Annotated in this window: 25 protein-coding genes and 1 tRNA gene; 13 read left to right on the plus strand and 13 right to left on the minus strand. The window is 60.9% G+C overall.

The genetic code is table 11. The features are described 5' to 3' along the window. Positions 1–34: 34 nt before the first annotated feature. Positions 35–1,198: a tRNA 2-thiouridine(34) synthase MnmA gene (gene mnmA, locus IT444_11090; protein MCC7193316.1), complete on the minus strand. Its 1,164-nt coding sequence runs from the start codon at positions 1,196–1,198 to the stop codon at positions 35–37. A gap of 106 nt (positions 1,199–1,304) precedes the next feature. Between mnmA and IT444_11095 the strand changes: the two genes are divergently transcribed. After that, positions 1,305–3,059 carry a hypothetical protein gene (locus tag IT444_11095; GenBank protein MCC7193317.1) on the plus strand — a complete coding sequence of 585 codons (1,755 nt, stop codon included), beginning with the start codon at positions 1,305–1,307 and terminating at the stop codon, positions 3,057–3,059. A gap of 11 nt (positions 3,060–3,070) precedes the next feature. On the opposite strand, the gene IT444_11100 is transcribed toward IT444_11095, so the two are convergent. Together IT444_11100 and IT444_11105 are read right to left on the minus strand one after the other, a co-directional pair. Further along, positions 3,071–4,210 carry a hypothetical protein gene (locus IT444_11100; GenBank protein ID MCC7193318.1) on the minus strand — a complete coding sequence of 380 codons (1,140 nt, stop codon included), beginning with the start codon at positions 4,208–4,210 and terminating at the stop codon, positions 3,071–3,073. Between the two features lie 91 nt (positions 4,211–4,301). Beyond that, entirely contained in the window at positions 4,302–6,758 is a 2,457-nt protein-coding gene (locus IT444_11105; GenBank protein MCC7193319.1) for a DUF4838 domain-containing protein, read from the minus strand. Between the two features lie 118 nt (positions 6,759–6,876). Here IT444_11105 and purD point away from each other — a divergent pair, with 118 nt between their 5' ends. From purD to IT444_11125, 4 genes are all read left to right on the plus strand, one after another. Continuing rightward, a complete protein-coding gene (purD, locus tag IT444_11110) occupies positions 6,877–8,160 on the plus strand; it encodes a phosphoribosylamine--glycine ligase (protein MCC7193320.1) in 1,284 nt (427 codons plus the stop codon). Between the two features lie 110 nt (positions 8,161–8,270). Then, entirely contained in the window at positions 8,271–9,287 is a 1,017-nt protein-coding gene (pheS, locus tag IT444_11115; protein MCC7193321.1) for a phenylalanine--tRNA ligase subunit alpha, read from the plus strand. A gap of 107 nt (positions 9,288–9,394) precedes the next feature. After that, positions 9,395–10,363, plus strand: coding sequence for a phosphoribosylaminoimidazolesuccinocarboxamide synthase (locus IT444_11120; protein MCC7193322.1), 969 nt, complete (start codon positions 9,395–9,397; stop codon positions 10,361–10,363). Between the two features lie 61 nt (positions 10,364–10,424). Continuing rightward, positions 10,425–11,345: a cation transporter gene (locus IT444_11125; GenBank protein MCC7193323.1), complete on the plus strand. Its 921-nt coding sequence runs from the start codon at positions 10,425–10,427 to the stop codon at positions 11,343–11,345. Positions 11,346–11,505: 160 nt separating this feature from the next. On the opposite strand, the gene IT444_11130 is transcribed toward IT444_11125, so the two are convergent. After that, positions 11,506–12,261, minus strand: coding sequence for a DNRLRE domain-containing protein (locus IT444_11130; protein MCC7193324.1), 756 nt, complete (start codon positions 12,259–12,261; stop codon positions 11,506–11,508). Positions 12,262–12,692: 431 nt separating this feature from the next. Between IT444_11130 and IT444_11135 the strand changes: the two genes are divergently transcribed. Together IT444_11135 and IT444_11140 are read left to right on the plus strand one after the other, a co-directional pair. Further along, positions 12,693–12,766 (plus strand) — tRNA-Pro (locus IT444_11135). 218 nt (positions 12,767–12,984) lie between these two features. Continuing rightward, positions 12,985–13,404: an HTH domain-containing protein gene (locus IT444_11140; GenBank protein MCC7193325.1), complete on the plus strand. Its 420-nt coding sequence runs from the start codon at positions 12,985–12,987 to the stop codon at positions 13,402–13,404. A 45-nt stretch (positions 13,405–13,449) separates the two neighbouring features. On the opposite strand, the gene IT444_11145 is transcribed toward IT444_11140, so the two are convergent. Then, complete coding sequence (locus IT444_11145) at positions 13,450–14,397, minus strand: hypothetical protein (protein MCC7193326.1); 948 nt, start codon at positions 14,395–14,397, stop codon at positions 13,450–13,452. Positions 14,398–14,794: 397 nt separating this feature from the next. Here IT444_11145 and IT444_11150 point away from each other — a divergent pair, with 397 nt between their 5' ends. From IT444_11150 to IT444_11160, 3 genes are all read left to right on the plus strand, one after another. After that, positions 14,795–15,160 carry a hypothetical protein gene (locus IT444_11150; GenBank protein ID MCC7193327.1) on the plus strand — a complete coding sequence of 122 codons (366 nt, stop codon included), beginning with the start codon at positions 14,795–14,797 and terminating at the stop codon, positions 15,158–15,160. Positions 15,161–15,300: 140 nt separating this feature from the next. Further along, positions 15,301–15,570: a hypothetical protein gene (locus IT444_11155; GenBank protein ID MCC7193328.1), complete on the plus strand. Its 270-nt coding sequence runs from the start codon at positions 15,301–15,303 to the stop codon at positions 15,568–15,570. Between the two features lie 28 nt (positions 15,571–15,598). Next, positions 15,599–16,417, plus strand: a complete 819-nt coding sequence (locus IT444_11160) for a metallophosphoesterase (protein MCC7193329.1) — start codon at positions 15,599–15,601, stop codon at positions 16,415–16,417. Positions 16,418–16,615: 198 nt separating this feature from the next. Here the strand turns inward: IT444_11160 and IT444_11165 are convergent, their stop codons facing one another. Further along, positions 16,616–16,987 carry a hypothetical protein gene (locus IT444_11165; protein ID MCC7193330.1) on the minus strand — a complete coding sequence of 124 codons (372 nt, stop codon included), beginning with the start codon at positions 16,985–16,987 and terminating at the stop codon, positions 16,616–16,618. On the opposite strand from IT444_11165, the gene IT444_11170 reads away from it, so the two are divergent. Beyond that, positions 16,986–17,132, plus strand: a complete 147-nt coding sequence (locus IT444_11170; GenBank protein ID MCC7193331.1) for a hypothetical protein — start codon at positions 16,986–16,988, stop codon at positions 17,130–17,132. The genes IT444_11165 and IT444_11170 overlap by 2 nt on opposite strands. A gap of 188 nt (positions 17,133–17,320) precedes the next feature. Here the strand turns inward: IT444_11170 and IT444_11175 are convergent, their stop codons facing one another. Then, positions 17,321–17,698 carry a hypothetical protein gene (locus IT444_11175; GenBank protein ID MCC7193332.1) on the minus strand — a complete coding sequence of 126 codons (378 nt, stop codon included), beginning with the start codon at positions 17,696–17,698 and terminating at the stop codon, positions 17,321–17,323. Between IT444_11175 and IT444_11180 the strand changes: the two genes are divergently transcribed. Continuing rightward, complete coding sequence (locus IT444_11180; GenBank protein MCC7193333.1) at positions 17,697–19,439, plus strand: DUF4091 domain-containing protein; 1,743 nt, start codon at positions 17,697–17,699, stop codon at positions 19,437–19,439. The genes IT444_11175 and IT444_11180 overlap by 2 nt on opposite strands. Before the next feature lie 34 nt (positions 19,440–19,473). On the opposite strand, the gene IT444_11185 is transcribed toward IT444_11180, so the two are convergent. The 6 genes from IT444_11185 to IT444_11210 all read right to left on the minus strand — a co-directional run bounded on the left by IT444_11185 (position 19,474) and on the right by IT444_11210 (position 24,309). Continuing rightward, complete coding sequence (locus IT444_11185; protein ID MCC7193334.1) at positions 19,474–21,045, minus strand: hypothetical protein; 1,572 nt, start codon at positions 21,043–21,045, stop codon at positions 19,474–19,476. A gap of 95 nt (positions 21,046–21,140) precedes the next feature. After that, entirely contained in the window at positions 21,141–21,557 is a 417-nt protein-coding gene (locus IT444_11190; GenBank protein MCC7193335.1) for a hypothetical protein, read from the minus strand. A 46-nt stretch (positions 21,558–21,603) separates the two neighbouring features. After that, positions 21,604–22,230: a ParB-like nuclease domain-containing protein gene (locus IT444_11195; protein MCC7193336.1), complete on the minus strand. Its 627-nt coding sequence runs from the start codon at positions 22,228–22,230 to the stop codon at positions 21,604–21,606. A 50-nt stretch (positions 22,231–22,280) separates the two neighbouring features. Continuing rightward, the gene (locus IT444_11200) at positions 22,281–23,075 is read right to left on the minus strand and encodes a hypothetical protein (protein MCC7193337.1); all 795 of its coding nucleotides are present in this window, start codon (positions 23,073–23,075) and stop codon (positions 22,281–22,283) included. Further along, entirely contained in the window at positions 23,072–23,788 is a 717-nt protein-coding gene (locus IT444_11205) for an ATP-binding cassette domain-containing protein (GenBank protein ID MCC7193338.1), read from the minus strand. Before IT444_11205 ends, IT444_11200 begins: the two co-directional genes overlap by 4 nt. 80 nt (positions 23,789–23,868) lie before the next feature. After that, positions 23,869–24,309 carry a hypothetical protein gene (locus IT444_11210; GenBank protein MCC7193339.1) on the minus strand — a complete coding sequence of 147 codons (441 nt, stop codon included), beginning with the start codon at positions 24,307–24,309 and terminating at the stop codon, positions 23,869–23,871. Positions 24,310–24,484: 175 nt separating this feature from the next. Between IT444_11210 and IT444_11215 the strand changes: the two genes are divergently transcribed. Then, on the plus strand, positions 24,485–25,330 hold the full coding sequence (locus tag IT444_11215) for a LexA family transcriptional regulator (GenBank protein MCC7193340.1): 846 nt from the start codon (positions 24,485–24,487) through the stop codon (positions 25,328–25,330). Positions 25,331–25,381: the final 51 nt, after the last annotated feature.

The raw sequence follows: 25,381 nt of genomic DNA on the forward strand, positions 1-25,381 counted from the left end.
ATTGGTCGAAAATCACAAGCCCTTTTGCGTTTTTCTATTTGATCCACCCGCCGCCGATGAGTTCATCACCGACGTAACACACCACCGCCTGCCCCGGAGTGACGGCGGAAGCCGGCTCATCAAACTCGACGCGGAGCGAGTCCCGCCCGGTCGCGCAAACGGTGCCCGCAAGGGCTGCGCCGTTGTAGCGGACCTTCACCTGACAGCGGAGCGGTTCGGACGGCGGATCCATGAGCCAGTTGGTCTGGTCAGCTTCGAGGCTGGTGGTGAGCAGGTCATCCTTACCCCCGACAGTAATGCTGTTTTGGCCGGCATCACGACTGAGGACATAGAGCGGCAATGAAGCGGTCACGCCCAGACCTCGGCGCTGGCCGACCGTGAAGTGCTGCTGCCCCGGATGCTCGCCGATCACTCGCCCCTGCCGGTCGAGTACCTTGCCCGGCTGGACCTGCTCAGGGCTGCGTCGGGCGACAAAAGCGGCATAGTCATTGTCGGGTACGAAGCAGATTTCCTGACTGTCGGGCTTGTTGAAAACCGGCAGCTTGAGTTCTTCCGCCAGAGCACGGACATCTTTTTTTTCCATCCCGCCGATGGGAAGCAGCATGTGCGCTAAATCCCCTCGCTTGATGCCGAAAAGCACATAGCTCTGGTCTTTTCGATGATCGATGCCGCGCAGCAAGCGTGAACGGCTGTCACTCTTGCGGGGTGATGCTGATGATCCGTTATCCGAATGGTCCACCCGCGCGTAATGTCCGCTGGCGATGTAGTCGGCGTCGATGGACCGGGCGTATTCCGCGAGTTTGCCGAACTTCAACCAGTCGTTGCAGCGAACGCAGGGATTGGGCGTGCGGCCGGCGTTGTACTCGGCCACGAAGTAATCCATGATCCGGTCAAAATCCTTGCGGAAGTTCAGTACGTAAAACGGCACGTCGAGCACCGCTGCCACCAGTCGCGCATCGGCGGCGTCATCCACCGAGCAGCATCCCTGTTTCGACGGACGGGAGCGAGGATTCGCACAGGCGGTCGAGGTCACTTGATCCGCGCCGGCTGCGGTCTGTGTGTCTTCATGCTCGCTGCCCAGGCGCATGAAGCAGCCGACGACGGAATAGCCCTCGTTCTTGAGGATCGCCGCGGCGACGGAGCTGTCCACCCCGCCGCTCATGGCGACGACGACTTTTTTTCCCTGTCCCGGTTTCACGAGTGCCTTATTCTACGCCGTCGAGGATTGGCACGAAGCTCTCCGGTGCGTAGGCTTATGCGTCTGGATGGGGATCGATCAAACCTGGAATCGCGGAGCACGCATCATGAAAACCAACGGTCGCATCACTCTGTTCACACTCAGCCTGGTCATGCTCGTTCTGGGGATGTCCGCCCGTGCGGACCTGGCGTTGCTGGATCAGGCACCGGCGCAGGCTCCGGTCGTCATCTATGTGCCTAACCTCACCCAGTTGAGTCAGAAGCTCTCGACTTTCAACGATGGCGCAGCCCTGAGCATGCCGAATCTCGTGGACCTGCTGGGAATGTTCAAGCAGCAGCTCGGCGCGACCAAGGGTCTCAAGGATGACGGCTCGATGATGCTGGTGATGACCGAGATCCTCGCTGGAGACACGGACGTTCCGCCTGCGATCCTGTTTGTCCCCACGACCAGTTATGCCGACCTGGTGACGGGCATGGGGGGTAAAGCCGAGGAAGCGATCACCACCGTCAACATTTCCGGCGCGCGCAAAGGTTTTGCGCGGAAACTCGAAGGCTTCGCCCTCATGTCGTCTGATCGCTCTCTGCTGGAAAATTATCAACCCGCGCGTGCCGGCGCGAAGATTCAGGCGTCCGCGGGCAAGCTCGGTGCGCAATACCTGGCGACCAGCGATGCTGTGGCGTACATCAACATCGAGACGATCGCCCCGCTGCTCAAGGAAAAGATCAAGGCGACCGCAGCAGAGGCAGCCCAGCACAGCAGCACGGGGCATGCGGCAGATCTGCCCTCCACGCTCACCACCAATTTCGCCAACACGCTCATCGACGATTCCAGCGGCATGGTGATCGGGTTCGACCTCAACGACACCGGCCTGGGCATCACCAGTTCGCTTCAGTTCAAACAGGGTTCGTATCTGGCGGGGCTGTTTACCACCGGTAACGACGCGGGCACGACGCTCAACAAACTGCCGGCGCTGCCTTATATGTTCGCCTCTGCTTTCAATGCCGACGGCATCAATCTCAAGAAAATCGTCGAGGACGCCGTCGCCAAGCTCCCTGCCCAGCAAGCCAACGGGATGGCGGACATCATGAAGCATTCGATCGCCATGATCGCTGACGCGCAAGCCTGCGCACAGGTGTATTACGTGCCGGCCGCCGGCAGCGGTATCGCGGAAGGAAACTATTTCAACGGCGTCTCCGTCGTCCAGACCAAAGACCCGGCAGCCTATGTCAAAACCTACCGCGACTATCTCAACACGCTCGCCAACCTTCCCGCTGCCGGCGGCGGAGGTGATCTGGTCTCCGTCCGGTCCAACTACACCGAGGGCGCACTCCAGCTCGAAAACGTCAAAGCTGACGAATATCACATCGAGTACGAGCTTTCACCCGAAGCCATGAGCCAGATGGGAATGATGGCTCCGATGATTGCCGGCCTCGGCGGTACGCAGCAGAGCGGATACCTGGTCAACACCGGCAAAGAAGTCCTCATCACCTCCGTGCGCAACGATCAACTCCTGCGCAAAGCGGTGGCGTCCGTCAGAGATGACAAGGGGATGGGCCTCGATACGTCGCTGAGCCGTATCCGCAGCAACCTCACGCCCAAACCTTCCGCTGAGGCGTACATCAACATCGCGGGGATCATGAACGCGATCAACGGCGCGCAGGCTGAGCTGGGTGCTGAGGCCACCAAGATTCCCGCTGACGTGCTGCCGATCGGCGCTTCGCTGAGCGTGCGGGAGAGCGGCATCGCGGGACGGTTTTTTATCCCGACCGCCACCACGAAATTCCTGATGCAGAAGGTGGTGCCGATGGCGTCGATTCTCATGGGCGGGTCGGGTGCGCTGCCGCCGTCCGACGCCTACTGATTACCGGTCGCTCAAGGTGTGTGCGGCACGGCGGGAGCCTGCGCCAGACGGGTTTGGAGCCATCGTTTCACCAGATCGTAAGCGGGCTTGCCCCGGATGCCGTAACCCGTATCCGTCGGCCCTCCGCTCATATAGACATCCCACTTGTAAAAGCAGACGCCGGTGAACCGCTGCGGGTTGGGCGAGGTTCGCAGCAGGTCATCCCATGCAGCGAGAAATGCCTGATAGCCGCGTGCCTGCACCGCTGCGTCGGATTTTTCCGAGTCGGACGCGACGTAGTTCCAGGGATCCTTCAAGCCCCAGGGCAGACTCGGATAACCGATCTCCGTGAAAAATACCGGCTTGCCCTGCGCCTCGGCGAAGGCGAGAACTTCCTTGCGCACGCCTTCCCATCGCAGTGCCAGCGATTGATCGCTCGGCGGGTTCTCCTTTGCACCGCGGGTCATGTCCCAGTAGCAACTGATCCCGATCATGTCGAGATGCTTCCAGAAAGTCGGCTTCTGGTAGTGGTCCCAGTTGGTCGAGTAACTCAACCTGCCCTTGAAGCGATGACGCGCCTGGGCGATCAGCGTTTCCCAGCGGTCGAGCTGCTTTTCCGTGCTCAGCAGTTCCGAGCCGACGCTGAAAACCGAGACATCTGACTCATTGGCGATGTCGAGAAAGTAGTCGATGTTTTTTTGATAGGCCGCCCACCAGCGATCCCAATGCTCCGGCTGGATTTTGCCGCGCCACTCGTTGCCGCGAGGATTCTCAAAAAGAACCATCGGCATCAAAACCGTGGTGAGTCCTTTCGCTCTCGCGTACTTGAGAACCTTAACGATGTCCTTCCGCGCTGGACTCTTGCCCGGCCCCACCACGATACGCATGGATTCCGAGGCGCCGTTGGCCTGGAACATCGGCGTGAGCAACTCGACGGTGTTGAACCCCAACGCTGAAATCTCATCGACCGCCTGGAGATAGGCATCGATGTTGTCGGTGTGATGGAGATTCAGCGCAAACCCCAGCATCAGTTGCGCCGGGGGCGAGGTCGCAGCGGACGGTTGAGTCGTCGGGGTCGATTCCCCCTGCGCCGCCCGTGGCGCCAGGGCCACACCGACAAGCGCCAGTACGTAGATTCCCAATGCCGCAAGGATGGCAAGTCGGACTTTCATTGACGATCAATGATAACGGCACGGAAGGGACGGCAGCTCAACCCTACCCCTTACGCATTCAAGAGAGCAGTCGGATGAGTGCTTTTGCCTATCAAGGCGAGGATGATTTTTCGTCCGAGTTTACTTTGGGTGAATAGAGGAACAACGGCCCTTGAAAACCTTCCGAAACCTGGACGCGGCTGAGCGTCGTGCTCACGCGCACGCCGATCACGTTTTTGCCCGCTTTGATCCGTGGTGTGGCGTCGAATTTCATCTCCGCCGGCCGGATGTAGGCTTCCTGATACGGCCGGTGACCGACAAACTCACCGTTGACCCACACCCACGCCTCGGATGCGACGATCGGCGCATAGACGCTGATCGGCTTACCGATCTTGTCCTTGGGTACGTCAAGCTCGAAGATGTACCAGATATAGCCGACATACGGCGCACCGCGGTGATCCAGCCACGCGGGGTCCTGAAGATAGAACGGCGTCGCAGTATCGACGAGCTTCCACCCGGAACGGTCGTAGCCCGGCTCGTGCCATCGACCGTAACGCCCCACGTCCAGATCGTCGATCGCAAACCGCGCTTTTCGCGGGGCCTTGGCGACCAGTTCCCCGGTTTTGCCGGTGAGCATGTCACGCACCTTCTCGTAATGAGCCTTGCGCTGGGTGAGGTTCCAGTAATACGAACCGGAGAAGTATTTGCGACGCGGATCAGTCGATTCAGGGATCGAGAAATAGGGGCTGATGTGGTTCAGCGCGGTGCGCTCGGCGAACATCAGGTCCGCCTGTCGGATCGCTTCGTCGTAATCGCCGACGAACTCCGCTCGATTCATTTTCATGTAGCCCTTGAGGTGATTGAGGATGTGCCGATCAACACGCACCCGTGTCGCAAAGGGTTCCTCTTTGGCTGCGGCTTCCGACGCCTGCTGCTGCTTTTCCAGCTCCGCGAGCAGTTGATCGGTGTAAACGTAAGGCAGGATGCGATCCTCATGCCCCAGCAGCGGTGTGCTTTCGAGTGCTTCCTCGATCGCGTCCCAGTACGCCTGCGATGACTTGGCCGCCGGGCCGTACCACTTCTCAAAGTAGTCGGTCAGGTACGCCTTCGCGTCGGTGTCCGCATCCCAATACATGCGGGCGCGAAGGTAAAACGACGTGATGCCATGCGCCATCCAGGGGAATGTCTGCTCATCCTCGAAGCCGATAATCCCCCACTTCTTCATCAGCGGCGTGTTCCGCGCGATCTTCCGCGTCAGCGGCATCGGCGTCAGGCCGGTCACCAGCATCGGGAAGTTGTAGTTGTAAACAAACGTCCGCGAACAGATCTTGCCCCAACGCTCAAGCATCTGGCCCTGAACCTGCTGCTGCCAGCTTTTCGGATCGTCATACGAGTGCAGCAGGTCCGCCCAGATCGCCGCAAACATCACACCGACATTCGGGTGCAGCTTTACCCCTTCCGGCGGCATCGTGCGGTTGGTGTAGCCGTTCGTCGTAATGATGAAATCGGGATAGGCCTTGGTCACCTCTTCCGTCACCTTGTTGATGAAGCGGAACCACTCCTCGCTGACGGAAAGCTCTGTCACCACGCCCTCGCGGCCTACCAGATCGGTGAACCCCAGGTTCTGCTTCAACGCTTCCGGCGACAGATCCATCGGGATGCCGTCATCGGGCGCAAAGCCCAGCGAGTGAAAGGACGGATTCTTCTCACGCCTCTTTTTGATGTCCTCGATGACTTTGCCCGCGACGTACTTGGGAGCATCGGGGCTGGTCAGGCTGATCATGTGCTCATCGAGTGTGCCGTCGAGCCGCTTGGCGAACAGCTCCGGGTGGGTCTTCATCATTTCCTTGGGCGGCATATAGTTCCGCAGATAGGAGTCGCCGGGAATGGCGATGAAGGCGTTCTGGTCAATCGTCGCCTTGTTGCGAAGACGGAAGAGCGCATCATCAGCGGCAAGCTCCGGCGCGAGGTTGCCGTTCCAGTTCCGCACCAGAAAGTCAGGGGTCTGTCGAACCTTGGCCTTTTTGAACTCAACGGTCGTCATCTTCGGCACCACCTCGCCGAACTCACTGGGCATGACCCACCGCACTCCCAGCCGGTTCAGCGCATCGGCGACCGCGTAGTACGTGCCCATGTACGGGCCGGCATCATTCCCCGCCAGCACGAGCGTGTCACCTTCCGCGTGGATAATGAATCCCTCTTCCTTTCGATCTGTCGTCAGCCCCGACGGAATGTCGAGCTTCATCGGCTCAACCAGCTTCGATGCGCCGATGTACACAGCCGCGCCGTCCTTGGGTGCCGGCTGTTCGTCGCTGACGATGGGAAGTTTCGCGCCGCTGATTTTTTCGATGTACCGCTGGAAGTCTTCCGCCGCCAGTTTGATCTTCTCCGCGGCGGTTTTGGCGGAAGTGCCGACCGCCGGCTCCCAGGCCTGCGCATCAAGCGCCTCGCGGTTGATGATGATGGTGGCGACCGGCTTGCCGTCTTTGACGAGTGTGACCGCCCAGGCAGGCATGGTCATGAACAGCAGTGCCGTCAACGCGGTCCAGATGAGACGATTGGTTGGCATGGTGGGATCCTTAGCATTTCGGGGTTCATTACCTTACCGCATTTCACGATCTCCCGTTGGTCGTCATGGCGACTCCGAGCGCGCGACGATCGCGCCGAACGTGTAACATCGCTTGTCTATGAACGTCCTGATTATCGGTAGCGGCGGGCGCGAGCACGCGCTGGGTTGGAAGCTCAGGCAGTCGAAACGCTGCGGCAAAATCTACTTCGCACCGGGTAACGGCGGCACGGCGGAGGTCGGCGAAAACGTCTCCCTTTCCGTGGATGTCGTCGATACCAAAACCGTCGATGCCATCGACTATTTCGCTCGACAAAACAAGGTCGAGCTGATCGTCATCGGCCCCGAAGACCAGCTCGCCGCGGGCCTCGCCGACCGGCTCGCCCGACCCGGCCGCACCATTTTCGGTCCCACCAAAGACGCCGCCCGGATCGAGGCTGATAAGGCCTATTCCAAACAACTCATGCGCTCCGCGGCCATTCCCACCGCCGAGGCGAGGACTTTCACCGACTTCAGTGCTGCGATGACCTACGTGCAGGCGCGTGAGACGCCGGTGGTCGTCAAAGCTGCAGGACTCGCCAAGGGCAAGGGAGTCATCGTCTGCGACGATGCCCAACAGGCCGGTGAAGCCGTGCGGACGATTATGGACCAGAAAGCCTTCGGCGACGCGGGGAATACGGTCGTCATCGAAGAACGGCTCGTCGGTCAGGAGGTTTCCGTCCTGGCACTGGTGGACGGTAAAAATATTTTCGTGCTCGACCCCGCGCAGGATCACAAGCAGGTCAACGAAGGCGACACCGGGCCGAACACCGGCGGCATGGGTGCCTACTCGCCAACCCCGCTAATCAGCGACCGACTCATGGCGGACATCGAGCGGCAGATTCTCGTGCCGACGGTTGATGTCCTGCGCCGTGAAGGCATCACCTATCAGGGCGTGCTTTATGCGGGGCTGATGCTCACCGCAGGCGGGCCTAAGGTCATCGAGTTCAACTGCCGTTTCGGTGATCCCGAAGTGCAGTCGCTGATGATGAGGCTTGAGGGCGATCTGCTCGACATCCTGCTGGCGACCGCGCAGGGCAGGCTCGATGAAGTGGACCTGAGCTGGAATCGGCGCTGCTGCTGCTGTGTCGTCATGGCCAGCGGCGGATATCCGGGAGACTACCGGAAAGGGCTGCCGATCACCGGCATTGAAGACGCTCGGAAAGTCGAAGGCGTCACCGTCTTCCACGCAGGCACCGCCCTTAAGGATAAAACGCTGGTGACTGCCGGCGGACGTGTGCTCAACGTCTGCGCCCTGGGCAAGGATTTGAAGGAAGCCCAGCAGCGGGCAAACCAAGCCTGCGCGAAAATCCATTTTGAGGGAGCGCACTATCGGCGCGATATCGGCTCGCGTGTCATGAAGTAAGCCGTCTGCCCCTCGGCTGCTGCCGACGGACGCTTTGAGAAGGGGGAAAGGCGGGATTGTCGTGACATCATGTCGCGCGGAGCGTGCGATTACGCTATTCTGTTCCCGCCATGTTTGAATCTCTCGACCAACTTCGCGTCGATCTGCAAAAGCAGTTCGATGCCATCAAGAACAGCCGCGACCTGGAGCAGGCTCGCAGCGTGTTTAACCGCGGCGTCAAGGCGGTGATGGAAAAGCTCAAGGAGATTCCCGCCGACCGCAAGCGGGAGTTCGGGCAGCGCGCCAACGAGCTGCGCACCTGGGGCAGTGAAACACTCGACAAGCTCAAGGCTACGCTGGGGGCTGCTTCAAGCAAGCCCGCCGCCGGCCCCCTGCTCGACATCACCGAACCGGGGCTGCCGCCGCGTCTGGGCAGGACGCACGTCATCACTCAGACGATTGACGAGTTGATCGATGTCTTTGGTCGGATGGGTTTCGATGTCGCCACCGGGCCGGAGGTTGAGGACGAGTTCCACAACTTCAACGCGCTCAACATCCCCGAATCGCACCCGGCCCGCGATCCGCTGGACAATTTTTACATCGATAAGCCGGCGATCTTCGGCGGCGCGCCGGAATCGTCAGGCCAGATGCTGCGCTCGCAGACGTCCACCATCCAGATCCGGGTCATGGAAAAGACCAGACCACCCGTGCGCGTGGTCGCCATGGGACGTGTTTACCGACCTGATGAGCACGATGCGACCCACTACTCCATGTTTCATCAGGTCGAGGGGCTATACGTGGATCGCAAGGCCAGCATGACTGACCTCAAGACCACGCTGCTCCAGTTCGCCCACGCCTACTTCGGCCCGGAAGCGGAAATCCGGCTGCGGCCGAGCTTCTTCCCCTTCACCGAGCCGTCCGCCGAGATGGATGTGAAGATGAACGTGCGCGGAACGGTCAAATGGGTCGAGCTGGGCGGCTGCGGCATGGTCGATCCGCACGTGTTCCAGGCTGTCGGCTACGACCCCGAAGAGTGGACCGGGTTTGCCTTCGGGCTGGGTATCGAACGGCTGGCGATGCGGAAATACGGCATCACCGACATCCGCTGGCTCTTTGAGAATGACATCCGGTTCCTGCGGCAGTTCTAAGCGCTGTCGAAAGCCGCCGTCGCCGCGACGCTCGCCCTCCGCGCAACGGTCGTGAATGTCGATCGGGCTGCGAGGGCAAATCCACGGGAAACCTGTACCTTATCGCCATGGCTCAAGCCCTGCTTTCGACCAACCTCCCGCTGCCCAACCGCCGTCAGGGCAAGGTGCGCGACGTGTACGACGCCACCACCTCCGACGGCTCACCCGCGCTGGTGATCGTCGCAACCGATCGGCTGAGTGCCTTTGATGTCGTCATGCCCAACGGCGTGCCGGGCAAAGGCGTCGTGCTCACGCAGATCAGTCGATTCTGGTTTGACATGATCGGCAGCAGGCTCGGCGGCAAACTCCAGCATCACCTCATCAGCACCGACTCGGCTGACATTGCCGGCATCAGCGATGAAGAGCGACGCCGACTTCGCGGACGCATCATGATCGGACGCAGAACCAAAGTGATACCGATCGAGTGTGTCGTGCGCGGCTACCTGGCAGGCTCCGGCTGGGCGGAATATCGCACCCGCGGAACCGTCTGCGGACACAAGCTGCCCCCCGGTCTCCGTCAGTGCGACAAACTGCCCGAACCGATCTTCACCCCCGCCACCAAAGAGGCGACCGGCCACGACGAAAACATCTCACACGAGCGCTGCTGCGAAATCATCGGCCGCGAGCTGGGAAACACCCTGCGCGATTTCTCGCTGGCGATCTACTCCATGGCACGCGACTTTGCCGCATCACGCGGAATCATCATCGCGGATACCAAGTTTGAGTTCGGCATCCCGGTGGAGCAGACGTCGGATCGCTCCTCGAATCAACCATCATCACACAAGCCGATCCTCATCGACGAAGTCCTCACGCCCGACAGCTCGCGTTTCTGGCCGGCCGACCAGTATCAGCCGGGGCGCGATCAGGTATCCTTCGACAAGCAGTTCGTCCGCAATTACCTGCAAGAGCTGGTTGACCAGGGCAAGTGGCATAAGTCGCCGCCCGGCCCGACCCTGCCTGACGACGTCGTGCAGGGCACGCTGGGCAAATATCTGGATGCCTATCGCATTCTCACGGGTAAAGATCTGACGCTCTGATTTTCTCCTGCTCACCTCGCGCAGAGGCAGAGCAGCCGCCGTACCGCTTATCATTCCGGTAATGCCCGACCCGCAACCCGATCCTCGTGCTGATGTGGTGCGCAAGGTGGCACTCAACGCCCTGCTGGCGGGGATCGCCATCATGGTGTTGAAGTTCGGCGTCTATTTCGTCACCAATTCCGCGGCGGTACTCAGCGACGCGCTGGAATCCATCATCAATCTCGCTGCGGCGGCGATGATGATGTATTCCATCTACCTCGCCAACCGGCCCGCCGACCGCGAGCACCCCTACGGACACGGCAAGATCGAGTTCATGGCGGTCGGTCTGGAAGGGTGGATGATCCTCACCGCGGGGGTCATCATCATCTATCAGGCCATCCGACGACTCATTACCCCTCCTAAATTGGCCTATCTCCAGGTGGGCACCTGGACACTGGGTGTCATCGGTCTGCTCAGTGCAGCACTGGCGATCTACGTCTGGTTCAATGGCCGCAAGCTTCAGAACGCGACGCTCGTCGCCGACGGCAAACATCTGCTCACGGATGCCGCCTCGACGCTTGGCGGAATCCTCGGCCTGATCCTCATCCAATACACCGGCAAGGAGTGGCTCGACCCGCTCGTCGCCCTCATCACCGCAGCGGTCATCCTTTTTACCAGTTGGCATCTGCTCTGGGTTTCCATCCACGGTCTGATGGATCGCACCGATCCCCAAGACGAAGCTGCGATCAAAGAAATCCTTGATGACGAGGTCAAAAGCGGCAGCATCCGCGGCTATCACAAAGTGCGCCATCGCCACACCGGTGCTTTTCACTGGGTGGATCTGCATCTCCAGGTGGACGGCCACCTGAGCGTCCGCGAGGGTCACGAGCTGGCCAGCCGGATCGAGTACCGCATCGAGCAACGCCTCATGCCGGGCAACGCCACCGCCCACCTTGAGCCGTATGAGCCAGCCGAAAAAGCTGTCGATCCAGCAGCCGGCTGATTCGCCGGTTGACAAATTTATCTTGCGTTTTTTACGCTCAGCGCAGAGACATGATCTGTTGCGCGCCGTCGCTCAAGGCTTCCTTCGTGAAAGCTCCTGCCGCCTCGACGCACCAACCGTCGAAATGCTGCTCAAATCTTACTTATGTCGGCCCGCAGGTTCAGGCAGTCTTACGTCGCATCAGCACCATACCGCCCAGCAGGAGCAGACCCGCCGACGCCGGCTCAGGGATCAGCTCATAGGTCACGTCCAGATAAGTAGTGGGAGAAGAGGGGTTCTCTTTGGTGCGAAATTGTGTGAAACCAGATGTACCGGGCGTTTCCAGCACCCATCCAAAGTTCGCCGACGGGTTCGCATACCAGTAGCTCACGTCGCTGAGGACATTCAGCGCGGGGTCGGACAAACTGCCATTGAAAGATACCGACGCTGCGGCGACGCGGTCGTTGCCGTCGCTGGCGGCTCCGGGCGTCGTCCAGGTGTTGCTGCCGCTCTTGTCCCGGCTGAGGTAGGTCGCGCCCGATGTGCCGTACGGGGACTGGTTATACAAACCGTTGCCCTCAACCCAGGAAACCAGCAGACGGTGCAGCTCAAGGGTCGGCGAATTGGAGTTGCCGATGGGTTTCATGTGAAGCGTCGCCGAGGTGATCGTCATATTTGCGGGGATGGACGAGAGGTCAAACCGCAACAGCCCCTTAAAAGGCTTGTTGTATCCCGCATACCCGATATACATATCGACCTGGGCTCCCGTGTTGTTGTTGCTGGCGGTATTAGAATTGTAGATGTTGCTGCTGCTGGTCATAATCTCAGCGTCAGCCGTGACGGGGATGATTGCCGCCCGCACCGCCGCCGGAAATAGAACCGCCGCCATTGCCGCCGTGATCAGCGACATCCGACCGTAGGTATAACCGATCCGCATATCTCAACCCTCCTCATTTATTGAAATAGCGACCCGAAAGCTTTCGCGTAGTGAACTAGAACATACCGCGCCGATCCTCGGCGTCAAGCTAATTCCAAGGCATATTTGTGTTTTTTTGCCCCCGCCGCCGTCACCTATCCTCAAAAAACCCTACATGCGGTTCCGCGAGGGAAGGCTCAGTCGGGCAACGATACCGCCCAGCGACTCGGCCAGCCCGTGAACTCGGCGGCGGCGTGGCGCAACTCGTGGAGAGAATCACCCTCACGGAAACATCATGAACCAGAACTCACCATCCGCCTGCTATCCGCTCCAGATCAGACAAATGAGAACCATGTGATCGAAGCTGCGGAACGACCTCTGCATGAGGTGCGTATCTTTTGTCACCTGCCCGTGGACCTGCTACGATTACGGGTTCGTCGGATGCCGCACGACGGGGTGTAGCGCAGTTTGGTAGCGCGCTTCGTTCGGGACGAAGAGGTCGGAGGTTCAAATCCTCTCACCCCGATTTAGCTGGACTGAAGGCCGTTCCGTTAGCTCTCGGAACGGCTTTTTCTTTTCCAGATAAAGACCCGCGATATGCAGCAACCATTTCAACCGCACCCGCGGCCCAATCACCCGCTGATCTCTGCTTCCTTCCTCTCCGCTTCCTTGCAGCTCTGCATGCACGAGCAGGTTGAAGTAACCTGACGCACCACAGGAACATCGCATCGCCGGAGCACTGACGTGAGAGATAAGTACGGCACTCAAGTCGGCAGGATCAACAGTCATTCAAAACCCCTCGATGCTGAGTACGCCCGTCTTCATCGCGTCCTTCAGATCATCCAGCTGATTCAGCAGCAGGATGGCTGGAACGCCAAATCTCTGGCCCGCGCCTGCGGCGTTACCGAGCGAACCATCTACCGTGACCTGATCTTGCTGCAAGGCGCCAACATCCCGTTCTTCTTCGATGAGGAGCGACGTTGCTACCGCATCAGGCAGGACTTCTTCATGCCGCCAATCGACCTGGCACTGGACGAGGTACTGGCTTTGGTGGCGCTGGGTGAGGAGATCGGCAAAAAGGAACAGATCCCCTTCACGATGGCCGCGGCGCCGGGGGGAAACTCATCCGCCGGCGCGAGTGCCGGCATTGCGGGCGGCGCATGACGACGTGGGAACAGAGGATTGGCTTGGAGGCCGCGCCACACTGACCTAAAGGCCATACTTGAGTTGGATTTCGTCCGCTAACCACGTGAGGCGTGCATGGTTCCGCAGGACCGACAACAGCGACTGCCAGGTCATTCGTTGCAGCCGATGGGGATCGCGCAATGCGTGCTTGACCGTGGTATAAGCGACCTCCCCACGGCCATGCGGGCAGAAGGCGGGATTTCGCTTGTCGTACAGGAGCACAGCGTAACCGCGCATGATCTCCCCTTGGTCGCTGAGGGAAGCGGCCAGGACATTGCGGACCAGTTGGTAGGTGTCAAACAGAGGGCACCGGAGATGGTCGGCGTCGGCCGACCACTGGAACAACGCGGGGACAAACTCCCAATACCGCACGCCGATGGCGGTCAGGGAGCATCGCTCAGTGCGAGCACACTGAAAGGAATAGCTGCCGTTGCAGCGTTCCGGGTCGTCTGCCTTGAGACGGGGACGAGAGCAACGTCCCACATCCGTTTCTGTGAACTTGCATTCAACGGCGACGCGGGGAATCGCCTCGACGAACACGTCAACCGAAGTCTGTCGCGGCTCCCGCAACACCTCAATCTTGCGCTCCAAAGAGATGGCCGTCCCTTGCGGGTCCAAAGCCTCAAACGGCCGGAGCCCTTCCTCGGTCATGACGGGGTTGAGAAGATGGCAGAGTCGCATCGCCTTAAGGTTACCGAAGAGCGACTGTGCGAGGGCCTGAGAACTCTTCATGCTGCGAAACCATCGGTGTCGTTCCTGCCGCGGGAGGAACGAACGCACCGCATCGGCCTCGGAGGCGTTGAGGGAAGGATCAACGAGCACGTTACGGACGGCTGCCGGCTTCACGAACACAGGCGGCCGGCCATCCTCACGCGCCTGCCTGTCGAAGAGCGCCGGGTCCGAGCCGAACCTGCTCTGGCGATATTGCCAGAATCGATCAACAACTTGGGTGATGTACGAGGGCGTCTGCATTCAGGACTTCGATTGTAATCGAAGCGAAATGCTGTCCGCTATGCCGGCGTATGTCTACCGGCGTAACAACCTGCGTCTCCTGACAACTTTCCCCTTCCGACGGCCGGCACCTCCGTCGATCACGCGACGGTGGTAACGAAGCAGACACAACATTCCGACGCCCTGGTTGACCAGCATATGGCGCGGGCACGCGAACTGGCCGACCAGGTGCGCGATCTGGCGAGGAAGACTGCCGAGCAATACAGCGGCTGACCGAGAAAAGTGAGGGGCGCAAGGATAGCATAGTCACGCTGGCGGGCGGATGAACCGCGCCTCGCTTCCGGCAGCGTCAACGCGAGACGGGCCAGACCACGCCCCGCCTTGGCGAACGTGTTCTTTGCCCTCTTCGGCATTATTCATGAAACTGACGACAGCACGAGGTGACCACATGGCAATGGGCATCACATACGTCTGCGGAGGGTGCAAGCACGCCATTATCGCTTGGGATGACGGCAACCCCTATTACATTGATAAGTCCGGGGCTAAACAGTACGCCTACCACCCGGACCATGATAATCTGGCTCGGTGCATCGGAAATGACTCGGAGCACGTTTGCCTGGCCTGTGGCAAGGAGTTCATGGTCGATTCCCGATCACCCGTGGAGAAATGTCCAAAGTGCAAGTCGCCTGACATTGTTGACGTGTGCGACCTGGGAGGCCGCCGTTGCCCATACTGTCGGGCAGGCGTGTTCGCTGCCGATCCGAGCTCGTTCTGCATCTCGTAGCAACACCCGAATCACCACACGCTTGATGAGCTGCGTGCCCAGTGCCGAACGTGTCGTCGGCACCAGCATGACCGCAGGCGTCGCACGATGGCTTGCTGCACTGGTCTTACACCTGTAGCCTGTGCCGACAGCGTCCGCACATGGGGGCGAGTTGGACCATAGACGCGCCCTACCGCGAAACCCGCGAAGAAATCCAGCAGCACCAGGGTGATGGTGTAATGACTGTTGAGATGGAGGCTTCAGCCCTGTTTGCGGTAGGCACGTATCGGAAGGCAGAGATCGCTGCCGCTTTCACAGTCAGCGACTACGTTGCCGCTGATCCGTGGCAGCCACATTTTGATACCGATGCGACCAGTCGAGGGCTCCAAACTTTGCTCGATAATGCCATCACCGTCCTCAACGAAGCCTAACCCGGCATGACCATGGGCGAGAAACGCAATGCGAATCGTGGAGCTTCAACCCGCGCCCTTCCACACGTTGCCTTACTCGAACGTGTCGAGCAGCCGCCAGGTCGTGGCGGCGCAGTTGCCGTTTCTACGCGCGACGGTGGATTCTTTGCCGGCGGCGCTGGATGCGATCATTGTGGCAGCGGACCTGCAAGGCCGGGAGATGGCCGACAACTATAGCCGGCCCACCAAGTTGCTCGGGGAGATGCTGGCTGCGGAGATCGGCGTCTTGCGCGAACGGGGGGAACTCCCGTCCAAAGACAAAACGGCTGTCATCGTAGCCGGGGACCTGTTTGCTCGCCCTGACATGGATCGCCGTGGCGGATCGGGCGACGTTCGGCCGGCTTGGCTGGCCCTGGCGGGTGCGTGCCGGTGGATTGTCGGCGTGGCGGGAAACCACGACGTGTTCGGTCCAAGGCCTTCGATCCCCGACTTCCAGGCCTTCCTGCGCACGCCCGGGGTGCATTTCTTGGACGATGTCATGGTCGAGATCGATGGCCTAAAGATCGCCGGGCTGTCAGGCATCGTCGGCAACCCGCGCAAGCCATTTCGTCGCGAGGAGCAGGCATTTGCCGACGCTCTGGGGTACTTGGCGTTGGCCGGTCCCGATCTGCTTATCGCGCACGACGGGCCCGACATCGAGAACACTGACCTTCGCGGCTGGGCATCAATCCGTCGTGCGCTGGAAGCTTCACGACCGACCCTCATGGTTCGCGGCCACGCCCATTGGGACAAGCCGGTGGCTTCCTTGGCGAACGGCACCCAGGTTCTCAACGTCGACGCGAGAGTGGTCGTGCTCCGCCGCCGATAGGAGTCGAGCGGCACATGCTGACGCTCGTAGCGACGATTCAAATGCGCTCTCAAATGAAGGACCTCCGGCGTTATGATGCTTCCTCGTCCAGACCCGAGCGTAGCGCGAGTGCAAGCGTTCGCGTTCACCTGGCACCGAGGGGTAATCGTCGCGACGTAGGCTGCATATTACAAATCGAGCCGTAACGGATGCGGACCCTTACTCGATTGGATGATCCCTATCCGACGCCAGAAAATAGAGCCGGCCCCAGTTATCAGCTACCACTACGACACGACCATGGGCATACGTCGGGTTTCCCGAGAAGCTGTCATTGAGTTTGGTGCTGACTTGGCAATCGCCCGAAAGCAGAATTGACAATAACTTCGCCGGAATGTCCTTGCGATTCGCAGCTTTCCACTCAAAGCTATGCTGGAGTTTCTTGGCTGCATCTTCCGACAGATCAGCAGTGCCCAGCAATTCCATTCGAATGTCCGATGGGGATGGCACGCCTCGTGATGCGGAATCCTTTGTGACTGCGTAGTCGGCGGATACCACATCAATCGCATTAAGGTTCGGCAAGAACTTCAGCATGTCTGCAACAGAGGTACTTCTAGTCGTTGAGGCGGCAGAAGTTGCTCGACCGCACGAAGAAACGCTCATCACCAATACCCCAAGCATGATGGCCAAGGCAGCGCCGATCATAGGCCGAATATGTAATGTCGAATGCATTGAGTAACCCCGGAGTTAACGCCTCCCCGATCCACTACGCCTTGGGTCGCCATCAACCTGCGTCATTTTTTCGGCCTCACCCTTCTTCCATGTGATAGTGCGTGTTACTTGCCCTCGCGAGTAAAATGACTTTGCCCAACCAAAGACCTCAAATCGGCCATTCTCATTATCCGGAAGGCCAGTGGCTATATCAGCCTATCCCTTGTTGAAGTTGTGGAAATCCTCCATGTCCACCGCGATTTTCAGTGTATAGGTGCATTTGGCTGGGTCATAGGTAACCGTACCGGTTCCCCAGATGTTGTGCCCGCCTAGTGCTTTCTGCCAATCTTCTGTGCTACTGTTCACCAACCTCGCCGACGTAGAATAGACACTAAACTGTTGCATCTTCCCGTCATGCTCTCGCTCAATATCGGTTTGCGCGCCGGCAAGTTCCGCTTTGAATCCATTGTCAATTCCCCCATCGTCTGCAATCGCATTCTCTATTGGCTGGCTTGGTCGCTCCATCTCGATGGCTTGCTGCACTGGTCTTACACCTGTAGCCTGTGCCAACAGCCTTTTCCAGAGCCTTCTCATGACGATCACCTGGTGGACCACGCACTCCCTGGCCAAAATCTTTCCCGACAGCCAGCCCGGCCATGCGCCCAGCCGGCAGATCGAGCTTTGGGCCGCCCGCGGCGAACGCGAGGACGCCCAGGTAGCCATCCTTCCTGCGTCCGTGCAGGAAGGCCGAATCATCTCCGGCGTGCGGATCAACGGAGCTAATTTTTCCTTCAGCGCTCTGACAGGCCCGCGCGGGGCGAAGATTCCCCGCTCCTGTCTGGAGGGCTTCTGGCAGTGGTACGTCTTCGTTCACGATAATCCGCGGGGCAACCGCGATCGCTCGACCGTGCTCCGCACCGCCCCGGGATTTTTTCCCGACGCCTTTCTCGAAGACAAGCAGACGACCCTGCGGGGCGGCATGACCACGCCCTTGTGGGTGCGGCTGAGCGTCCCCGCCGACGCAGTCCCCGGCGATTACCGCGGAAGCCTGACCATCCGCCTGCCTCAGCCAAACGGCGAGGTGCAAACCATTCGCGTCCCGATCCGCCTGCACGTCTGGCCGTTCACGATTCCCGCTCGGCCCAGCCTGCGGCATACCGAGTGGTGCTACCCCAATCTGGTCGCCGACTATTACCACGTCAAACACTGGTCGGAAGAACACTGGCAGTGGCTTGCCCGCATCGCCCGCGACATGGTCGAGCATCGCCAGGACACCATCTTCACCCCTTTTAGCAATCTGGTCATCATCACCCGGCAGGACAATGGCCGCCTGCACATGGACATGAGCCGTCTGGACCGCTGGCTGGACACCTTCCTGGGCGCCGGCCTGCAGTGGATCGAAGGCACCCATGTCGCCAGCCGTGTGGGCGACTGGCACTCCCAGTTCAGTTGGAACCGCTTTGCCATCCGCGATCAGCGCGGCAAGGTCATCGACACTTCCGTCAAGGCGATGACCGATGCCCAGTTTGAGCCGATCATTCGCGGCTTGATCAAGGCTGTTTATGCCCACCTGGAAAAACGCGGCCTGCGGAAGCGCTGCTTCCAGCACGTAGCCGACGAGCCGCTGCCGTCAAACCTCAAGAGCTGGAAGCGGCTGGCGGGAAAAATCCACCGCTGGATTCCCGATGTTCCCCGCATCGACGCGGTCATGAGCGAAGGGCTTGAAGACTACTGCGAAATTCGCGTGCCCCAGATTCAGGAGATCCACGGACCCGCCAAAGCCGACGGCAAGGGGCAGATGTGGGCCTACACCTGCCTGGCGCCTCAGGGCATCTACCCCAACCGCTTCCTCGACTTCGCCTCGATCCGCAACCGCATTCTCTTCTGGCTGGCTTGGTCGCTCCATCTCAAGGGCTATCTGCACTGGGGCTATGCCTACTGGACCCGCTGGCCGCAGGTGCCCGCTGAGGTGCCGCTTTCGCCGTGGTTCGACGCCGCCGCCGCCAGCCACTATTGCTGCGACAGCCAACCCCTGCCCGCGGGTGATCCGCACATCGTCTATCCGGGCAAGGATTCGATCTGCTCATCCCTGCGCTGGGAAGTAGTCCGCAAGGGCATGGAAGATTACGAGATGCTGAAGCTGCTCGAACAAGCCGTCCGCCGCCCGCAAAAGCGCGACCGACAGGCTTTGGCCAAAGGTCGGGCCTTGCTCGAACAGGTCCGCACCGCCATTGCCCCCAGCCCCGCCGGGCACAGCCATGACGCCGAACAACTGCTGGACATCCGCCGTCAGATCGGTGACACCATCGCCCGCCTGACTCCGCAGGCGCGATGACGCTCATTCCGTGCCGCGACTTATCGCGCTTGGATCACCAGCGGCGGTGCTTGACCGGGGCGGTTCCCTTTTCCAGATTCACCAGCATGTAACGCAGCGCATCGCACACGTGGTCCGGGCCATCTTTCACCGGATTCGGGTCGTTGGGTTTCTTGATGTTGAAGTGATATTGCCTCAGACCCAGGATCAAGGCCTCGCACCGCGGATGGATGATGAGCGTGCCGCGATCGAGGCGGCGACGGATGATCTCGATGCCGGTGCGGATCGGTGACGCCATGCGCCGGATTCGATAGCCAAACCGACGCAGACAGGCGATGTCCGACACGCCGGTCTGCGAGTTCCGCGAGTCGCCCGCCGGATCAACACCGATCCATTCCGGCCGGGGCCACGCGCGCTGCTCGATCCAGCGGCAATGCGTGTCCATCGTCAGGCCCGCCTGCAAATACTCATCCACAATCTCAACGACACGATCCGTCACCGGCGCATCAGCCGGCCCGTGCAATCGACCCCACAACATCACCAGCGGACTGCGAATGCCAAAGTCCATCCCCGCAATAAACATCCCATCGCTCTCAGACGATTTCCGCTCTGCCGACTTCGGCTGCGACTGGACAGACGCGGACGCTTTCTCCGTTTCCTCCACCTTCGGCGGCTCAATCACGTGCTTTTCCGGCACGAATGAGGGATACACATTCGCCTCCACGCTCGGACGGCTGCACATCATTTCCGAAGCCCACGCCTGATCGCTCGAGCGCCGAAATTGCGCGATCACGTCATCCACCTTGACGAATCCGTCCGCATCCCGCGCACGACCGCGGCAGTCGGCACGGATCGGACACCCTTCACAGGAACGCGCGGGCAGGCAGCGTTCGATCACATCCAGCACCGACCAGCGGATCACCCGGAAAGGCGAAGCATGAGCCGACTCGCCGCCGGCTCTGTCATCCGTCGCCGGGCCGATGATCTCGTTCATCAGGCCAAAGGGCCGGTGAAACGTGGAGAGCGCCTCGATCGTGCCGCGCACCGCGACACCGCCGAGAGTCGCCGAACGGGTGACGCGCTGGGCCGCGTTCCACACCGTGCGATCAAACAGCTCCAGTTCATCGCAGCGGAGCTTGTGCACGCGCTGGCCGCGCACGGATGTTTCCGACTGGGCGAGCAGTTCCACTTCGCTGCCGTTGACCAGTCGCATGCGGCGCATCGTCGGGTCGTCCACGAGCAGCGGCCGCAGCAGCGGCACGGCCATCATGTTCATCAGGTGGCGATACATGTGCTCGGATTGATCGCGGCTGCCGCCAAGGATGCGGATCTGAATGCCGGGCTTGAAGAGCATGTCGAGTACCGTGGCGGCTGCGCCCAGACAGGTCTTTCCTCCGCCTCGGCTGGCCCACACCGCCAGGTCGCGGCCGGATTCAAAAAACGCGGACAACAGGTATTGAAACGGCGCATCGTTGCCCTCGACGATCGGCTGACGCGGCACCTTGAGGCGCAGCACGTTCTGAACAAATTGATGCAGCTCGACTGCGGTGCGCGGACGCAGTGCTTCGATCTGCTGCATGATGGAGACGGCGCGCGGATGACGCGCATGATGACGGAGCGTGGTCATGGTCAACTCCAGAGAAGTGAGCGGACATGGAATGAGGACGAACCTTAAACGGTCGGCGATGGGCAAAACGACGGGCGGTGTCGGCGTGTGAGCGGCTATTCGTCGGCTTCGGAATAAATCAGCGCGCGGAGCTGTTCGAGCGTGGCGGGCGCGGCTGCCGGGGCGGCGGGGCTGCCCTCGGTACGCTTCAACTCCAGACGGAGCAGATCGACGCATGCCTTGCGCGTCAGATCGGGATCGGCAGGCGGCTTGCCCTCCTCCTGCTGCGGGGTCGCCAGCCCGATGAGCCGTGCCGCGGCGGATCGCCGGTAACAACTGAGCATCACCTGCGTTTGCAGGTCCGCCAGCAGACACATGCCCGTGAGCGTGCTCTGCACCGATTCACGGCTGACCCACGCGGCAAGCTCGGCCGGCTTGAGCTTGTACTTTTTCGCCAGGTCGATGGGATCTTCGCCGTTGGCTGAGAGAATGTCGCTGATCATGCGTTCGGTGATTTTGTCTCCGGGTTTCATCGCAGTCCTTTCGTGATAATTGAAATGGGTTCCAGTGTTCGAGCGGTCAGGAAACGCGCAGCGAATCGGCAGGCGCCGTCGATCCGTCAGTGCGATCGACGAGCGACATGAGCGCCGCCTCGCGCGACTCGCCCAGCTCGCGCAGCCGCGCTTCCAGACGACGGCGTTGCTGAGGCAGGAGAAAAAAGTGAACCGCTACGGGAAAATCCGCCAGGGCTTTGGGCGGAGCCGGAGGCGGCGTCTGCCGCAGCGCAAGCAGCGCTTTGAGGCTGTGGAGATCTTCCGGAAGATCGCGCGTGAGTGTTTCCAGCTCAACCCCCCGCCGCTGCGCCAACTCCTCAAGCAATGCCGCTCGCTTGTGCGGATCATCCCGACCCGACAGCCGATTCAACGTCGAAAGCAGCAACAGCGCTTCACCTTCATCGACCGGCCAGACCAGACAGCGGGCTTCACGCCGCCCAAGCTGCGCCAGCGCTTTGACCCGGTGATGACCATCAAGGATCTGATACACAGGCTCGCCTTCCTCAGCGGACAGCGGGCGGACGATGATCGGCGGATAACGATCCGTGCGCTCCAGATGAGCTGCGAGCTTGGCAAACAGCGGCGGCGGCATGACGTTGGCGTTCGCAGGATGCACACGGAGCTGCGCTATGGGAATGAGTGTCAAAGACATGGCGACTCCTTGAAGTAAGAGGCAGTAAAAGACGCAGAACAACTACGGAGTTACGACGACGCGAGGCTGGATCGATGAAGGTAGTACACCGGCTCGCAGAGCAGTCGGCGGCGGGCGGCAGCGAGCATGTCGCGCACGGGCGGCCTGCTCCCGCGCTGCTTCTGCGATCGCGCGTACCAACGAGTCAGCTCTCGGACCAGCCAGGCGCGATCAGACAGCGGCAGCTTGTCAATGCGGGTCACGGTCAAGTCAAGCAGCCCAAGGCTGACGACAGCGATACCGACGCGATCAAGCGCAGCGACCAGCCGCGCATCATGCGCATGCGGCGGACGACGGTAGGCGGTCATGCCTGCCCTTTCGAAAAAAGGATTGACCCGCCCCATCGCCGCCAATGCTTCGGTGTAAGGCGTCGTCGCCGTCCGCAGCGCAGCTCGCACCAGACGCACCGCCAGCCCCAACCCGCGCCAACGCGGATCCACGACCACACGGCTGATGCAGCGAATCTCCGCGTTGAGCAGCGACGCACGAGTCACGGGATCACGGATGGCTGCGTAGCGGTCACAGGTCGCCTGATCGCGCAGACGGCAAGCGAGACTCGGAAGCGACTCAAGCAGCACCGCTGCCGGCGTCGAGTCACCGCCGCGACGCCACCGGGAGCCGGCGCGAGCCGGCTCAGCCAGGACCAGCACACGGGTGATCGTTGCCGGCTCGCCGGCCCGGTAGTGATGCTTCGCCAGGACGCGGTAGTCCCGGCGCGTTCCCGCACGCAGCTCCAGGCCAGATTCGATCGGGGCGGCAGGGAGTTTTGCGAATCGTTCCGCCAAGTCGGTGATGGATGTTTTCACGGCTTGGCCTCCTGCGCTGCGCGCGTGTGAAGGTCCAGCCGTTCGCCCAGATGTTTTTCCAGCAGCAGATCGGGATCGAGACTTTCGAGCAGATCATCGTGCGTCGTGGCGGCGATGAGGCAGAGGCCGACCCGCTGCCGAACCAGACGGCTGAGATTCCGCGCGATCACCGCAGCAGTCAGCCGGTCGAGCGTAGCACCGAACTCATCGGCCAGCAGTACGACCATCGTGTCGCTGTCTTCGCAGGTGACGACATCCGCAGCAGCCAGCGCGTGAGCCAGACGCAGACGATAGCGCTGGCCCTCGGAAAGCTCGGCTGTCGTGCGCAGCAGAACAAAGGCGTCACTCAACCCCGCCAATGCGAGGAAACGCAGCGAGCCGTCGAGATCGTGATGAGCGAACGTGTCCACCAGCGGCAGGTGCTCCGGGATGCGGGCGTCGAGGACGTTCAGGTCGATCACGCGGACACGCGGCTGAGTTTTCAGGGCGGCGCTGATGAGTCGCAGCAGAGAGCTTTTTCCGCTGCCGCTCGGACCGGTGATGAAGACCACCTGCCCGCAAGTGAGCGTCAGGGAGAACGGCGCGATGATGGTCATATCGCGCTGCGTGTCGAGACCCAGGCCGAACATCCCCGCCACCGCCAGGACGTTGGGTGATGGTTGAACAGCCGAGGGACGAGTCAGCGACAGTGGGAGCGTGAGAGTGGCGGGCATGAGAGTCCTTTCAGGAAAGGTGAGGGTGCGGGACGCCAATCAGCGGACGAGATGGCTAGTGAATCGACGCGGAGCCGGGATCAATCGGAAGTGATGTCGTCTGACGAGCGGCAGGCGGGAGCGATGAGCGAGCGGGCCTGATCGAGCTGTTTGCGGACCTGATGGAGCGAGAGGTTCCGCCGTCGCGCGACGCTGCGGAGCGACAGACCGTGAAACAGGGCGAGCCGCACCGTGGGTCGTATCCGCGCGGGCAGGGAATCGAGGTGAAAGGCAGCGGCTTCGAAAAGCGGATGACGGGTGCGGCGCATGATCCTGCGGAGTCGGCGGACGACGCGCCAGCGCGGCAGACGGGCGGCACGCGCAAGCTGAGTCGGGGTGGTTCCCCGGCCGAGGATTTCCTCAAGCAGCGCACGATCCGTCGGCGGCAGAGCGCGGGCGGCGTCGAGTATCCGTTCGACGCGGCCTCGCCGTGCAGCCAGACGCGCTCGACCGTCGGGCAGGATGTGAGCGGGCTGGTTCATGCTGATCTCCCCTGATTGGGCGACAGGGCGGAACACTTGACTGCGACCCGCGGCCGTTCAATAATCCGTTAAACCCGGCGGCCTTTCCGGGCGGTTGATTTAATCATTATATTACTCGGCTCAACTAAAGGCAAGTTTGGTTTTGTTTTTATTTAACTCATCCGCGGAGTCCGTTATGAAAACCGTTGGCCAGATCATCCGGGAGCGTCGCGAGGCGATGAATCTGACGCTCGCCGCCGTCGCCGAACAGGCGGGGTTGACCAAGAGCTACCTGTCGATGATCGAAAATCACAAGGTGAGCAATCCCCCGTCGCACAAAGCTCTGGAGGAGCTGGAAAAGGCGTTGCGCACGGACCCGGGGGAGTTGATCCGGGCTGCGGACTGGCAGAACACGCCGGCGGAGCTGCGTCAGCGGCTGGAGATCGCCGAGGACGCCGCCCGTCGCGGCCGCGATCTGGCGGTCTGGCTCAAAGAGACGCGCAAGGATGCCGGAAAGAGTCTGGACAAGCTGTTCACCAGCGGCGAGCTGGCCAGGCGGGTAGCCGCCGCTTTCAAACGCAGCGACGAGGAAAGCGCGCAGGCGTCAGCCGCAGACGAAGCCGCCAAGCTCAAGCTCGGCCAGCGAGTGCCGGTGATCAACCGCGTGCAGGCCGGTTATCCAACCGACTTTACTGATCTGGGCTATCCCGCGCGGGTGGCTGATGAATACCTGGCCTGCCCGGACGTGGGCGATCCCAACGCCTTCGCCACGCGCGTCGTCGGCGAGTCGATGCTGCCCGAATACCGCGAGGGAGACATCGTGGTCTTTTCCCCGTCAGCTAAGGTGACGGACGGCAGCGATTGCTTCGTGCGTCTGGAACCAGATCACGAGACGACCTTCAAGCGGATCTTTTTTGAAAAGAACGGGCGCAAGCAGCAGATCCGACTTCAGCCGTTAAACCCGAAGTTTCCGCCGACGGTGTATGACCGCGATCATGTCGCGGGCCTCTACCGCGCGGTATGGCGCATGCAGCGGGTGTGATCGTCGCGCGATGATGCAATCGCGGCACAGCGAGAAACGCCACGGCTCTGA

The organism is Phycisphaeraceae bacterium (genome assembly GCA_020851465.1).
GTDB lineage: Bacteria > Planctomycetota > Phycisphaerae > Phycisphaerales > Phycisphaeraceae > JADZCR01.

Coding starts and splice junctions, on each gene's coding strand:
- IT444_11190 (MCC7193335.1), bottom strand. CDS start 21,557: ATGAAACCCGGAGACAAAATCACCGAACGCATGATCAGCGACATTCTC.
- IT444_11105 (MCC7193319.1), bottom strand. CDS start 6,758: ATGCCAACCAATCGTCTCATCTGGACCGCGTTGACGGCACTGCTGTTC.
- IT444_11100 (MCC7193318.1), bottom strand. CDS start 4,210: ATGAAAGTCCGACTTGCCATCCTTGCGGCATTGGGAATCTACGTACTG.
- IT444_11195 (MCC7193336.1), bottom strand. CDS start 22,230: ATGTCTTTGACACTCATTCCCATAGCGCAGCTCCGTGTGCATCCTGCG.
- IT444_11150 (MCC7193327.1), top strand. CDS start 14,795: ATGAAACTGACGACAGCACGAGGTGACCACATGGCAATGGGCATCACA.
- IT444_11185 (MCC7193334.1), bottom strand. CDS start 21,045: ATGACCACGCTCCGTCATCATGCGCGTCATCCGCGCGCCGTCTCCATC.
- IT444_11170 (MCC7193331.1), top strand. CDS start 16,986: ATGTCTGCAACAGAGGTACTTCTAGTCGTTGAGGCGGCAGAAGTTGCT.
- IT444_11165 (MCC7193330.1), bottom strand. CDS start 16,987: ATGCTGAAGTTCTTGCCGAACCTTAATGCGATTGATGTGGTATCCGCC.
- IT444_11160 (MCC7193329.1), top strand. CDS start 15,599: ATGCGAATCGTGGAGCTTCAACCCGCGCCCTTCCACACGTTGCCTTAC.
- IT444_11205 (MCC7193338.1), bottom strand. CDS start 23,788: ATGCCCGCCACTCTCACGCTCCCACTGTCGCTGACTCGTCCCTCGGCT.
- IT444_11095 (MCC7193317.1), top strand. CDS start 1,305: ATGAAAACCAACGGTCGCATCACTCTGTTCACACTCAGCCTGGTCATG.
- IT444_11155 (MCC7193328.1), top strand. CDS start 15,301: ATGGGGGCGAGTTGGACCATAGACGCGCCCTACCGCGAAACCCGCGAA.
- IT444_11145 (MCC7193326.1), bottom strand. CDS start 14,397: ATGCAGACGCCCTCGTACATCACCCAAGTTGTTGATCGATTCTGGCAA.
- IT444_11215 (MCC7193340.1), top strand. CDS start 24,485: ATGAAAACCGTTGGCCAGATCATCCGGGAGCGTCGCGAGGCGATGAAT.
- IT444_11125 (MCC7193323.1), top strand. CDS start 10,425: ATGCCCGACCCGCAACCCGATCCTCGTGCTGATGTGGTGCGCAAGGTG.
- IT444_11175 (MCC7193332.1), bottom strand. CDS start 17,698: ATGAGAAGGCTCTGGAAAAGGCTGTTGGCACAGGCTACAGGTGTAAGA.
- IT444_11180 (MCC7193333.1), top strand. CDS start 17,697: ATGACGATCACCTGGTGGACCACGCACTCCCTGGCCAAAATCTTTCCC.
- pheS (MCC7193321.1), top strand. CDS start 8,271: ATGTTTGAATCTCTCGACCAACTTCGCGTCGATCTGCAAAAGCAGTTC.
- IT444_11120 (MCC7193322.1), top strand. CDS start 9,395: ATGGCTCAAGCCCTGCTTTCGACCAACCTCCCGCTGCCCAACCGCCGT.
- purD (MCC7193320.1), top strand. CDS start 6,877: ATGAACGTCCTGATTATCGGTAGCGGCGGGCGCGAGCACGCGCTGGGT.
- IT444_11210 (MCC7193339.1), bottom strand. CDS start 24,309: ATGAACCAGCCCGCTCACATCCTGCCCGACGGTCGAGCGCGTCTGGCT.
- IT444_11130 (MCC7193324.1), bottom strand. CDS start 12,261: ATGCGGATCGGTTATACCTACGGTCGGATGTCGCTGATCACGGCGGCA.